Below are 12748 nucleotides of genomic sequence, written 5' to 3' on the forward strand. Positions count from 1 at the left end.
GAAGATCTACCCCGACAACCCCGGCCTCGACGAACTCCCGTCTACTTCATGACCGTTGGCGCACCACCACTACACCACCCCACGGGACACGACCCGGCCACAACCACCTTCACCAAGCGAGAGGCTCATCCATGCCCGAGAAGGTCACCAAGGACAAGGTGCTCGTCTACGTCGTGCGCGACGGTCGGCTGCTGGTGTTCCGGCACACCGACTACTCCTACGAGGAGGTCGGAATCCAGGTCCCGGCGGGCAGCATTCGACCCGGCGAGACCCCGGAGGCCGCCGCGCTGCGCGAGGCCCGTGAGGAGACCGGCCTGACCGACTTCAAGATCGTGCGCAAGCTCGGTGAGACCGAGTACGACATCAGCCCGTACCGGTTCGAGATCCAGCGCCGGCACGTCTTCCACCTGGAGCTCACCGAGCCCACCCCGGAGCGATGGATGAGCCAGGAGGACCACGACGGCGAGCAGGAGCCCACCCACTTCGAGTGCTTCTGGATCCCGCTGGAGGCGGCCCACATCCTCCAGTCCGGCCAGGGCGCCCTGCTGGGACGCCTGTCCGACTAACCCCATCCGGTCACGGCAGTAGAGAGGGAGACAGCCGATGCACCGCACCACCGAGCAGCAGCACTACCAGGGGATCGACCAGCTCTACCGGAGCCTGGACGCCGACGACACCGGCACCGCAGTGTCGGTCATCGTCAAGGTGCGGGGCGAGGAGTGCGACATCGACTGCCTCTACTGCTACGAGAAGCGCAAGGAGGCACCCGGAGGAGCCCGGGTCGGCGCCGCCCAGATCGGGCGGCTGGCCGAGCTCTTCCGGGGCCGCCCGCTCGCCGTCGAACTCCACGGAGGCGAGCCGCTGACCGCCGGCAAAGACCACCTCGCCGAGATCCTCGGCCAGCTGGCCGAGCTGCCCCAGGTCGTCCGGGTGACCCTCCAGACCAACGGAGTCCGGCTCGACGAGGACTGGTTACACCTCTTCGACGACCTCTACCCGGCCCTCCAGATCGGCATCTCGCTCGACGGGGACGCGCAGGGCAACGCCTGGCGCGTCGGCTACGACGGCAAGCCGGTCTACCCGCGGGTCGCCCGGGCCCTGAAGCTGCTCGGCGAGCGGGACCGCCACGTCGGGGTGATCGCCGCCGTCACCCCGGCTGTGCTGGGCAGGGCCGGGGCGGTACTCGACCACCTCGCCGCCTTCGACGCGGTGAACGCGGTCAGCTTCGTGCCCTGCTTCGACACCACCATCCGCCGGCCCACCACGACCAGAAGTCGGCGCATTCCGGTCAGCCGCCGCCTCCAGCAGACCGCGGTTGCCGCCGCCAGCGGACCGGCCTGGGCCATCCACCCCGACGTGTACGCCGAGTTCGTCCTCACCGCCACTGCGCACTGGATAAGCGCTGGGCACTTCAGGCGCATCAAGCTTGAACCTGCCGTCTCCACCATCCGACGCCTCCGCGGTTTGGGAACCGGCTTCTGTCACTTCTCCGACCTCAAGTGCGACCACGTCTTCACTCTCTACCCCGACGGCCGCCTCGGCAGCTGCGACGAACTGCCCTGGCCCCAGGCCCAGCTCACCCGTCTGCACACGACGAGCGACCAGCGCGAGATCACCGCCGTCCAGCAGAGCTCCAACCTGCTGAACCAGGGCAAGGCCCTGATGAACAAGTGCACGACCTGCGACTACCGCAGCACCTGCGGCGGCGGCTGCATCGCCACCCGCTGGCGCATGAACCTCGCCGACGGCCACGACGCCTACTGCGACTACCGGATGCGCGTGGTGGACGGCACCGCCGCCCTGCTCGCCCAGCCCGCCCATCCCGACGGTGCCTGGTGCCGGACACTGCGCTGGCGCCCCCGCACTCCGAATAGCATGCGCGACGTCACGGGCTTCCTCGCCCGCTGGGACGACCACGACGCTCCGCGCGGTGCGGTCAGGCTGCACACCAGCGACCACGGCAACATCAACACCGCCGGTCAGCCCGGCATCCACGAGGCCGACGACCTCGACCCGACCTACACCCAGTGGCGGGACGCCATCGAACCCGGCGTCTGGCCCCTCGTCCATACCGTCACCCGCCGCTGGAACCTCGTCACGTACGACAGCTGCCAGGGCCACGCCTACACCGGCCTCGACCTGGCGCCGGCCGCACGCAAGGTCGGCATCCTCGCCCGCGACCGCCACGAATACGCTCGCGCCGCCGCCACCCTGTGCCGCGCCGTCAGCACGGCAACGCCTCGTCTGCCGGCCCCTGTCGCGATCACCCTCGGCCGCTCGGAGCTGACCTGCGAGACCGCCGGGACGGTTACGCCGGTCCTTGACCTGGCGCTCGAACCGGCCGACGGCCATAGCTGGGACGACTACTTCGCCCACCTGGACGCCGCCACGGCCGTGCTCGCGGACGCCCTGCGAGACGAACACCCGAACTTCGGTCCGGCGTGCTTCTGCCCGCTCCCTGCCGAACGGCCGACCCGGCAGCCGGAGGCGATGCGGTGATGACCACGGCCCTCGACCACGTGACGCTGCACCAGCTCCTCGGCCGCATGGTCTACTTCCACACCCTCTTCATCGACCCCGCTTTCACGCCCGCACCCGAGCTGGGCCCGGGAGAAGCGTGCTGCAACCACCGCTCTGACACTCGCCAGCGCACCGCCTACGGTCTCCTTGCCGCCACCGCGTGGGCCGCCCTCGACGAGATCGCCACCGCCCTGTCTGGACACCACGCGCCCTGTCCTGACCGGGATGGCACCTGCTGTGCGACCTGCCGAGTCGCCACCGCGGGCGCCACAATCATCGATGCCTGGATCGTCACCGAACACAGTGCTTACCACCGGCCTCAGCCTGACGACCTCGTTCGGCAGGCGTGCCGCACCACAGCCGCCGCCCGCCTCGCGCACGCCTTCGCCACCCAGCACTCCGCTGCCTGCCCTGCCCTCGTGCCGCTCAGCCCCGCCGCAGGCAACCCGCTGCTGCCCACCCGGGAGGACCTGCCGCTCACCGGCGAACTGCTCGCCCTGTGGCAGGAACCCCTCTCTGCCGCCCGCAGCCCGGTCGTCAGCTGGCTCAACCACTGCACCGCCCTGGACGACGTCCACCGCGTACTTGAGACGAGGAGGAACCACCAGTGATCCACATCGCCGAGACCGTCGGCTTCGGCAGCGTCGAGTACTTCATCGATCCCACCGAGCAGAGCCACCTCACCACCCTGATGAACGACTTCCTGGCCGCCCAGGACCGCGCCCGCTTCGGCAGCGAGCGCCGCGTCTCCATCCATGAGATCCCTGGCCACACCGCCGAGCAGGCCATGGCCGTCTACGAGCCCGCCGGCCGGATCGAGATCCCGCACATCCCCGACGAGGCCGAGAAGCTGCTCCAGCACGCCTTCGAGCGCGCCCGCCCGGCCCTCGCCCGCGTCATGCCCTCCATCACCACCTGCCGCCCCTGGACGTACGTCGAGTACGGCCCCGGCCAGCACATCACCGGCCACCTCGACGGCATCGCTCCCGACCCGCTCGCCTGGCCCCGCCAGATCGCCGGCATCAGCGTCGTCATCACCCCCGCCGAAGTCGGCGGCGACTTCTACGTCGAGACCGCCTCCAGCGACCAGCTCTGGAACACCCAGCCCACGGACGCCAGCGACCACGGCTACGCGGACGGCATGTGGCTGGCCAACGACGGCGCCGACAACTCCGCCACCTGGTTCCAGCAGATGCCCCGCACCCGCTGGAGCGTCGACCCCTCCCCCGGCACAGCCCTGTTCTACGGCTCCCAGCTCACCCACGGCACTCTCCCCGTCATCCAGGGTCGCGCCGCCAAGTTCATCAGCTGGCTGACCGCCGAGCCCGACCCGAACCCCACCACCACCGATCGCCGGAGGTGACCACGGTGCTGCTGGCCCTGGAAGGAATCGCAGGTGCCGGAAAGAGCACCCTGCGCGACCGCCTCCTCGCCGACGCCCACGTCGAGGGCATCACCCTCAGCCACACCGGCCAGTTCTCCTGGCTATCACCTATCGCCACCCGAACCCTTATCGGCCTCCGCGCCGGCCAACCGGCTGCCAGCGCCGACGAGGCTTCGGAGGCCGCCTGCTGGGACCTCGCCCTCCACGCCCGCTTCAACCTCACCCCCGCCCTGACGCTCGGCCCGGTGATCGCCGACCGGCTCACCCTCTCCACCGCGGCCCTGCTCGCCCTGCTCCACCAGCGGTCCGTCCACGCCTTTGTCGAACGCCTCGCCGAGCAGTCCACCACCTGGCCACGGCTGACCGTCCTGCTCACCACACCGCCCGAGACCTGCAACACCCGAATCGCCGCCCGGGCGACAGCCCGGCGCTTCGCCGAGCATCCGGACACCGCCGACCGGCTGGCCGACCTGTACGAGCAGGCCGCCGACGCCTGGACCAAGACCACCGGTCTGCCCGTCCTGCGGCACTTCTGTGCCACCACGGCCCACCTCGACCACCTTGCCGCCGCCTGCCTCGAACGGCTCCGCGAGACCGTCCCCCAGCCCCGAACCCAGGAATTCGCCGATGATCCTGCACCCCCTCCACCCCGCAGCATGGGTCCTTGACCACGTCCGCGACGCCGGCTGGCACGTCCATGACCTCCTCGCCTTCACCCGCGCAAGCACCCTCATCAAGGCCAGCCGCCCTGGCCAGGCACCCGTCGTCCTCAAGGCCGGATTCGGCAGCAACCACGTCCTCGCCGAACTCGACGACACCACCAAGCCCGCCGCCTACGGCTTCTACTGGTACGCCCAGATGACCGACGCCGAACGCGCCCTGGCCCGTGAGGACTTCCTTCACGAAGCCGAGCTCACCCGGGCCGCGGGCGGCACCGACCACGTCGTCCCCCTGCTGGAGCGCGGCAGCTGTGAGCGCTTCGACTGGTACACCATGCCGCACTGCGAGGGCGGCAACTTCCGGACCCTGCTGGGAAATCAGACGTCCAGCCAGGGATTGGGCATCCTCGCCGACGTCGCCGACGGCCTGCACAACCTTCACCGCCGCGGCATCGTGCACCGGGACGTCTACCAGGAGAACATCCTCATCCATGGGGGCCAAGGCCTGATCACCGACCTCGGCGCGGCCTGTCACACCGACGCCCCGCGCGGACCGGCTTCCCGCGGACCCGAGGTCCACTGGCCGCCCGAGTACGCCACCGACTACCACCACGCCACCCCGGCCGCCGACGTGTTCAGCCTCGGCGTCCTCACGTACCGGTACCTCCGCGCGGACATCCCCCGCTTCAGCTCTCCGGACGAGCACACCAGCATCCCGCGCGAACTGAAGACCACCGTCGCCGCCGCCCTCGCCCACGCACCGACCGACCGGCCAGGCATGGACGAACTGCGCGACGCACTCCGGCACACCAGCCACCGCAGCTGACCAACCTTCCAGGAGGCCCGCCATGCGCAGGGCGAGAGCACCGCCCTGGAGCCGAGCCCGCAACGCACACGCTCCACTCCATCCATCAACCAAGAAGGGCACGGACATGGACACCAACGACCGCATCAGCGACTTCATCGCCGCCGTCGAGGACCTGCGCGGCGAGGACGAGACCGTCCGCACCACCGCGCACACCTCCAGCGTCTCGGCCGAGGGCTGGCCGACCACCGAGGTCGACGCCGCCTGATCACTCTCACTCGCCGGAGTTCCAAGCACCGGCAGTGAACCCTGGGGCCGGGCCAGCCGGCCCGGCCCCAGGGCCTCAACCCTCCGAGGAGAAACCGCATGGACGCACCCATCGCCTTCGACTTCCCGCCGATCAAGCGCCTTCACCGCAGCCGCATCGCGAAGATCCACAGCGTCACCCACCCCACCGCACCCCCGCCACCGATCGGCGACGCCGCCATCGACTACGCCCTCGCTCACCACGTCCTCGAAGGCGCCGAGGCCGCGGCCCGGGCCAACGACCCCGACCGCTTCGACTGGTACTCCGTCAATCCCGACGCCGGAGCCACCGATAAGCTCACCCCCACCGCCGTCGGCCCGCGCGTCATTCTCAGCCCCGACCTCGCCGACCTGCCCCGGTCACCGATCTCCGAGACCCCGTACTACGTTCTGCGCCCGGACACCGCCCAGGCCCCGCTCAAGCTCCGGAGCCTCGCGGCCTCCGCCTACTCCACGGCCGCCGGCAACGGCTTCGCCGACCTCCTCGCCGCACACGCCTTCGTCCTCTGCCTGCTCCGCAACAAACAGCTCGGCGACACCCTGGACAGCTGGACCATCAGCCGCCTGCCCGGCACGGTCTTCCTCGACCACGTCGGCGACCCCGTCGTCCTCGCCCGCGACCTGATCCACGAGGCCGGCCACAACTGGCTCAACGACGCTCTGGCCGCCACAAGCTGCAAGATCAGCGACAACGAGCACTTCTACTCGCCGTGGAAGCAGACCACCCGGCCCGCCTTCGGCTTCCTCCACGCCTGCTGGGCCTTCCCCCTCACCATGATCTACACCGCCCGCGTCCTCCATCGGACCAGCGGTGACCTCCACCGCTTCCTCACCGCCTACCTCGACCAGCAGCGCGACCTGCTCGCCGGTACCACCGACGACTACGCCCGGGCACTCCAGCTGATCACCAACGACGGCCTCCGCGCCCGCCTGCAAGCCGTCCACCACCAGGCCCTCAGCCTGTGAACGCCCACCACGACACCCTGCCGACGGCCGACCCCCACACCTCACCCGGAATCTCGATCCTGGTCCGCCGCCCTTGTGAAGACGCTGCCCAGCTCCACATCGGGCTGGCCAACCTCGAACACGCCGTCGCGATCGGACCGGACACCACCTTCAACGTCGGCTCCGTCGCCAAGCAGATCACCGCCCACCTCGTCCTGCTCGCCGCCGAGGACGGCCTCCTCACGCTCAATCAGCCGGCGAACACCCTCCTCCCACGCCTCCAGGTCCGCGTCACCATCGCCGACCTGATCACCCACCGCTCCGGCCTCCGCGACGCCGAGACTCTGCTCTCCCTCGCTGGCTTCCGCGACCTCGACTACTACACTGCCGACGACCTACTCAGCCTCGCCTGCCGGCAGAAGCAAAGATCAGTCCCCGAAGGCCAGTTCCTTTACAGCAACACTAACTATCTCCTCCTCGCCGAGATCCTCGAAGTCGTCTACTGCAGGGACCTGGCCGACCTCGCCCGCGTCCGCCTCTTCGACCCGCTGGGCATGGCCTCCACCCGCTTCAAGACCGACCCGCGCCAACTCGTCCTCGGCGGCGCCAGCAGCTACCAGCCCACCTCGGGAGGCTGGCAACACGCAGCCGAGCCAGCCGCCCTGCCCGGACCCGGCGCCCTCTGGACCACACCAGCCGATCTCGACCGCTGGCTGGACTACCTCCATGGCCGTTGGCACCAAGACGGTCTCGCTCTCCCCGAGCAGCGCACCGTTCCGTACCAGCCAGCCGACCAAGGCCGTTATCTGTACGGACCTGGTCTATACGCAGACGCCCACACCGCGCAGCGTGACGTCTTCCACTATGGCCACGAACAAGGCTTTTCTGCAGCGGCTCAACTGGGTTCGACCGGGGCGCGCATCATCTGCATGTCAAACAACCACACCATCGCGGCCGATCACGTCGCGGCAAGGCTCGGTGCGCAGCTCCGAACCCCTCGCGTCGACGGACTCGAGGAGTCGGTCGCCGCAGCGCTGGCAGTGTCAACAGGCCCAAGGGCGTCGGCTTACGCATGCGAAGGTACCCGGATCGATAGTGAGGGCCCCTCCATTCTCGGCACGTTTGTCTGTGCCGAGGTGCCCGGCACGTTGCGGCTCAGTCACAAGGACGGAGCCCTTCATCTCTGGCGCCGAGGCACTGGAGACCGGCTGACCAAGTCAGGACCGCTCACGTACATCGGCCCCGGCTACCGAATCACCGTCCAGGGGACTGAAGACGACGAGATGGTCCCCGAACGCTTCATCCTCGACCTCGTCCGGGCTCCAGCTCTTCTCTACAAGCGCCAGTGACACAGAAACCGGACGACACCGCTTCCTCACCCGGCTGCGGCAGCCGGCAGCAGCCGCGGCGCGGACGCATCCGCGAGCAGATCACCGCCCTGGAGACGGCGTGAACACGACCGCCAGGCCGGTCCGGCCCCCGCTGTCAGGACCCTCTGAGAGGGTGTTCACTGCTGCTGGCAACGACACTCTCAGTAAAGGCAGTTGGAGCTGTTCACCGGATCGTGTGGCATCCGGCGCGACACGCCGATGCGGCCCCGGCGCGCCGCCTACGGTGGGACACCTGCCAACGCACTCACGTGCGAGGACCGTACTCATGGCCGAACCGCTGCTTCGCCGTGCCCTGAACCGGCCTGGGCCGATACCCGAGTCCGCTGTCCGTCATATACGGAGGAGAAGTCCCGTGCCGCACACGATGGTTGTGGGAGTGCACCTGGTCCTGATCGAGGACGGCCGGGTGCTGCTCGGGCAGCGCGCTGGCACCTCCTTCGCCGAAGGGCACTGGCACGTACCCGCAGGCCACTTGGAGGAGGGGGAGTCCGTCCTGCGCGGCATGGCCCGCGAGGCCGAGGAGGAACTCGGCATCCAGATCCGCGAGGAGGACCTCGAGCTCGTCCACACCTTGCACCACCTCGACGCCGACGACGGGGCCGGACGGATGCAGATGTTCTTCGCACCCCGCACCTTCACGGGAGAAGTCACCAACCGCGAACCCGGCAAGTGCACCGCGCTGGCCTGGTTCCCCATCGAGAAGCTGCCGGAGCCGATCGTGGAGTACACGGCTCTCGCCCTCGCTCAGATCACGGCCGGGCAGACCATGTCCGTCGTCGGCTGGCCGTCGTGATCCACGACCAGACGTTGCCCAGCGACGTCACCCGCCTCCTCACGGAGGCCCTCGGTGACGTCCGGCTACTCGCTGTCCACGGGCACACCCGCCACGGCGCCCCCTACCTGTGGGAGGTCGCCGACCAGGTCGGCGGGCGGTGGTTCGCCAAGCGGCACAGCAAGGAGCTGTCCTACCGGCGCGAGGTCCACGCCTATCAGCACGCCACCGCTGTCCTGCCGCCCGGACGCGTCGCTGCTCTCCACGCTCACGACGCCGACGCGCTGCTCGTCGTCACCGGGGCGGTCGACGGCACCGCGCTGCGGCACACCTCGCTCACCGCGCGGCAGCGAACGGAGACTTACCGGCAGGCGGGCGAGCTGCTGCGCAGGCTGCACGACCAGCCGCTGCCCGATGTGGTCGGCCCCGGCGACGAGCGGGGTATGCCGTGGCCACAGGAGCGCGAGCGAGCCCTGAACGTGGCGCGCGAGGTCGGCCTTGGGGGCGAGGACCTGGCGGTGCTGGACGCGGCGCTGGCCGTGCCGCCGCCCGTGCTGCCGCTGGTGGTGTGTCATGGAGACTTCAGCCCGCGGAACTGGATCGTTGACACCGCCAGCGGCGACGGAATGTTGGTTCGGCTGATCGACTTCGAGCGCAGCCAGGTCGAGGAAGCGGTCCGTCGCGACCTGATGCGGATCGTCTACCAGATCACCGCCCACCGGCCGGTGCTGCGCGAGGCGTTCTTCGACGGCTACGGCCGCACCCTCACCGAAGCCGAACAGGCCGCGTGCCGGGCGTACGCGGCGATCGACTGCCCGTCCGCGCTGCGCTGGGCAGCCAAGCACCGCGACGATGAGATCCACCGATACGGCCTCACGATGCTCGACCAGCTCCGCCGCCCCGCCGACTGATCGCCGCCCAGACGTCAACGAGGAGGACCGGTCGACGTCTTTCGTGGCGCTGCGCTCGACCTCCCCGCTGCCTGGGACGTAGAACCGCCAATCACGTTCCCTCCCCCCTAGGACTTGGAGTACTCGGTGCACGAGACGAGCAGGCTGTCGGCCTGCGTCATCGCCCACGACCTGGCGAGCGACCAGATCGCCACCGTCCACTATGCCCAGCACAGTTGGACACCCCAGCTGGCCTGGACGATCCCCGGAGGGAAGGTCGACCCGGGCGAGGAGATCCACCTCGCGGCCGCCCGCGAGCTGTACGAGGAGTGCGGTTTGATCGCCGCACCTGAGAACCTTCGACTGGTCCACACCCTGCAGGCCAGGCAGGGCTGGGACGGCAAGGGCGGGTTCGTCCTGTTTGCATTCGCCGTCACCGAGTTCAGCGGCACGCTCGCCAACATGGAGCCGGACAAGCACCTGGATGTGCGCTGGTCGCCCGCCGCGCGGCTGCCCGCCCCGATGTTCCCGACCTCCCGCCGGGCGGTCGAGGCGCACCTGCGCGGCGGGCCCGCGTTCTCCACGTTCGGCTGGGACGCGGCCACGCTGCGGGACATGGAGGAGGTGTGAGCGTGGCCAACGCCATCGCTGGCTGCCCGAGCCGCCGGTCGCCGACACGGATCTCGACCAGCGATTGCGCGCGGTCGCCAGCGCGAGCACCGTCGTCGAAGAAGGCGTTGCCGTCCCGGCGAGCGGCGACGCCGCGTTCCTCTATCGCGCCGTCTACCGGCCCGGACGGCGAAGTGCACCGGGAGCTGACCCGTCTGGACGCGACCGGGCTGCCCTTCCCGCCGCCCGACCGACCAGCGTAGGCGCCTCCATCCCTGGTCTTCGTAGCAGCACTGCAGAACCCGCACAGTGCGCGCCGGCGGGCGGAGCGCTGCTCCGACCCGGTCGAAACAATGCCCGTCCCTCTCGCCACCAGCCACTCATGGGAGCGCCGTGACCGAACCCAGCGTCAAGACCGCCCAGGACCCCGAGGACGCACCAGCCCTCCCTGCCCAGGCGACGGACGATCAGGCAGTAGAGGAGCACGACGAAGAGTTGCGGTCGCGGTACTACGGGGACAACCGGCTCAAGGTCGGCACCTCGATCTCCACCGTGGCGATGCTGCGCCGGCTGCCACAACTCGTGCGCCGGGCGATGGCACTGGCGTGGGCCACCGACCGCACTTCCACGGTGCTGCTGCTCGTATGCCAGGCACTGTCCGGCGTGGCCGGCGCCGTCGCCCTCTACGCGACGACCGGCACCATCAGGGCGCTGTTCCAGCCCGGCTCCGTCACCGACCACCTGCGCGCCGCGGTCCCGTCGCTGATCCCGCTGCTGGTCGCCGCGGGGCTGCGCGCCATCCTGGGCATCGCGGTAGTGGCGCTGTCGGGCCGGGTGTCGCCTCGGATGAACCGCGAGGCCGATCTCGCGCTGATCGCCGCCGGGTGCGCGGCCGAGCTGCGCGCCTACGACGAACCCGCCTACACGGAGAAGTGGGAGGCCGCCGACCGCGGGGCTGCGACTACGCCGGACTTGTTGTCCAGCGCTCAGGACGTCATCGCCTCGACCATCTCCCTCATCGCGGCGGCCGGGGTGCTCGCTTCGCTGGACTGGCGGATCGTCCCGTTCCTGCTACTCGGGTCCGTACCCACCGGGATCGCCGCGGTGCGCACGGCCCGCATCCACTACCTCGCCGCGGTGACCACCAGCGAGGAACGACAGGCGCTGCGGATCTACCGCTGGTTCCTGATCGACAAGGGCCGGGCCGACCAGGTCCGTTCCGACCAGATCACCCCGTTCATGATGCGCAAGTACCGGCAGGTCGAGCAGCGGATCGCCGCCGCCACCGACCAGGCCACCCGGGACGCCGCCTGGGTCTCCCTGTGGGCCGCCGTCGGCACCGGAGTCGGGAGCGCACTGATCTGGGGATCGCTGCTGTACCTTTTCGCCTCGGGCCGGATCGCCCTCGCCGCCGCCGGAAGCGCCGTCTTCGCGATCCGCACCGCCACCGGCGGCATCCAGGGCATGGTCGGCAACGGCGCCCGCCTCTACCGCATGGGCCTGTACCTGGACGACTTCTTCGAGTTCCTTGACGAGGCTGGCGGATACCGCATCCAGCGCGGCGACATCATCCCCGCCGCGCCCGCGGTGGTCGAGGTCAAGGATCTCACCCACCACTATCCCGGCGACCAGCAGGAACCAGCCCTCAAGGGGGTCAGCCTCACCCTGCACCGCGGCCAGGTGGTCGCGATCATCGGCCAGAACGGCAGCGGCAAGACCACCCTGCTCAAACTACTCGCCGGGCTGCTCCTGCCCCAGCACGGGCAGATCACCTGGGACGGCGTCCCGGTCGGGGAACTGGACGCCGACGGCATGTGGCAGCGCGTCGCCCGTATCCCACAGGAGTTCGCCCGCTGGCCGCTCTCCGCCGCCGAGAACGTCCACCTGGGGCACACCACCGACGACCTGATGGGCGAGATCGAGAAGGCAGCGGCGAAGACCGGCTTCGACGAGATCGTGGCCCGGCTTCGCTCCGGCTGGCGAACCCTCCTCGCGCAGGGCTGGCTCGGCGGCGCCGAACTGTCCGGCGGAGGCTGGCAGCGCGCCGCCGTCGCCCGCGCCCTCTACCGCACCACCCTCAACCCCGGCCTGCTAATCCTGGACGAGCCGACCAGCGACCTCGACCCCCGAAGCGAGCACAAGATCCTGCACGCCCTGCGACCACTCGCACCGGAGCGGATCACCGTGCTGGTCACGCACAACATCAGCAACGCCAAGGTCGCGGACCGGGTGATCGTCATGGACCAGGGCCGGATCGCGCAAACGGGCACGTGGGAAGAGCTGGCTGGGCAGAAGGACGGCCTCTTCCGGGAACTGTTGGACCTTCAACGCGACCGGACCATCCCGGGCCAGCGCCCAGCCGCGCTCGGCTGACCGCCATCCGATTCAGAGGTGCCTTGCTGGTCGGGCCGACGAAAGCGTGAGAACTCCCGTCTTCCCAGCTCAGCAGATACCTCTCTTCGCCGGG

At 69.8% G+C, this 12748-nt stretch carries 13 protein-coding genes; all 13 read left to right on the top strand.

Features of this window, described 5'->3' with window-relative positions; all coding sequences use genetic code 11:
• Window positions 1-131 precede the first annotated feature (131 nt).
• Window positions 132-566: an NUDIX domain-containing protein gene (locus tag AB0K51_RS28360; RefSeq protein WP_363460003.1), complete on the top strand. Its 435-nt coding sequence runs from the start codon at window positions 132-134 to the stop codon at window positions 564-566.
• Window positions 567-603: 37 nt separating this feature from the next.
• Entirely contained in the window at window positions 604-2499 is a 1896-nt protein-coding gene (locus AB0K51_RS28365; RefSeq protein ID WP_363460004.1) for a radical SAM protein, read from the top strand.
• Window positions 2499-3131 (top strand): hypothetical protein, encoded by a 633-nt coding sequence (locus AB0K51_RS28370; RefSeq protein WP_363460005.1) that lies wholly within the window; start codon window positions 2499-2501, stop codon window positions 3129-3131. The genes AB0K51_RS28365 and AB0K51_RS28370 overlap by 1 nt, the downstream gene beginning before the upstream one ends.
• Window positions 3128-3883, top strand: coding sequence for a hypothetical protein (locus tag AB0K51_RS28375; protein ID WP_363460006.1), 756 nt, complete (start codon window positions 3128-3130; stop codon window positions 3881-3883). The genes AB0K51_RS28370 and AB0K51_RS28375 overlap by 4 nt, the downstream gene beginning before the upstream one ends.
• A 5-nt stretch (window positions 3884-3888) precedes the next feature.
• Window positions 3889-4572 carry a hypothetical protein gene (locus AB0K51_RS28380; RefSeq protein WP_363460007.1) on the top strand — a complete coding sequence of 228 codons (684 nt, stop codon included), beginning with the start codon at window positions 3889-3891 and terminating at the stop codon, window positions 4570-4572.
• Window positions 4532-5389, top strand: a complete 858-nt coding sequence (locus AB0K51_RS28385; RefSeq protein WP_363460008.1) for a protein kinase — start codon at window positions 4532-4534, stop codon at window positions 5387-5389. Before AB0K51_RS28380 ends, AB0K51_RS28385 begins: the two co-directional genes overlap by 41 nt.
• 106 nt (window positions 5390-5495) lie before the next feature.
• Entirely contained in the window at window positions 5496-5636 is a 141-nt protein-coding gene (locus AB0K51_RS28390; protein WP_363460009.1) for a hypothetical protein, read from the top strand.
• 98 nt (window positions 5637-5734) lie between these two features.
• On the top strand, window positions 5735-6640 hold the full coding sequence (locus tag AB0K51_RS28395) for an HEXXH motif-containing putative peptide modification protein (protein WP_363460010.1): 906 nt from the start codon (window positions 5735-5737) through the stop codon (window positions 6638-6640).
• A complete protein-coding gene (locus AB0K51_RS28400; protein ID WP_363460011.1) occupies window positions 6637-7968 on the top strand; it encodes a serine hydrolase domain-containing protein in 1332 nt (443 codons plus the stop codon). The genes AB0K51_RS28395 and AB0K51_RS28400 overlap by 4 nt, the downstream gene beginning before the upstream one ends.
• Window positions 7969-8362: 394 nt before the next feature.
• On the top strand, window positions 8363-8803 hold the full coding sequence (locus AB0K51_RS28405; protein WP_363460012.1) for an NUDIX domain-containing protein: 441 nt from the start codon (window positions 8363-8365) through the stop codon (window positions 8801-8803).
• Complete coding sequence (locus AB0K51_RS28410; RefSeq protein WP_363460013.1) at window positions 8800-9693, top strand: phosphotransferase; 894 nt, start codon at window positions 8800-8802, stop codon at window positions 9691-9693. The genes AB0K51_RS28405 and AB0K51_RS28410 overlap by 4 nt, the downstream gene beginning before the upstream one ends.
• Before the next feature lie 126 nt (window positions 9694-9819).
• On the top strand, window positions 9820-10302 hold the full coding sequence (locus AB0K51_RS28415; RefSeq protein ID WP_363460014.1) for an NUDIX domain-containing protein: 483 nt from the start codon (window positions 9820-9822) through the stop codon (window positions 10300-10302).
• A 372-nt stretch (window positions 10303-10674) separates the two neighbouring features.
• Window positions 10675-12654: an ABC transporter ATP-binding protein gene (locus AB0K51_RS28420; protein ID WP_363460015.1), complete on the top strand. Its 1980-nt coding sequence runs from the start codon at window positions 10675-10677 to the stop codon at window positions 12652-12654.
• Window positions 12655-12748: the final 94 nt, after the last annotated feature.

Source organism: Kitasatospora sp. NPDC049285, assembly GCF_040678815.1.
Classification (GTDB): Bacteria; Actinomycetota; Actinomycetes; order Streptomycetales; family Streptomycetaceae; genus Kitasatospora.

Coding starts and splice junctions, on each gene's coding strand:
- AB0K51_RS28360 (WP_363460003.1), top strand. CDS start 132: ATGCCCGAGAAGGTCACCAAGGACAAGGTGCTCGTCTACGTCGTGCGC.
- AB0K51_RS28365 (WP_363460004.1), top strand. CDS start 604: ATGCACCGCACCACCGAGCAGCAGCACTACCAGGGGATCGACCAGCTC.
- AB0K51_RS28370 (WP_363460005.1), top strand. CDS start 2,499: ATGACCACGGCCCTCGACCACGTGACGCTGCACCAGCTCCTCGGCCGC.
- AB0K51_RS28385 (WP_363460008.1), top strand. CDS start 4,532: ATGATCCTGCACCCCCTCCACCCCGCAGCATGGGTCCTTGACCACGTC.
- AB0K51_RS28390 (WP_363460009.1), top strand. CDS start 5,496: ATGGACACCAACGACCGCATCAGCGACTTCATCGCCGCCGTCGAGGAC.
- AB0K51_RS28395 (WP_363460010.1), top strand. CDS start 5,735: ATGGACGCACCCATCGCCTTCGACTTCCCGCCGATCAAGCGCCTTCAC.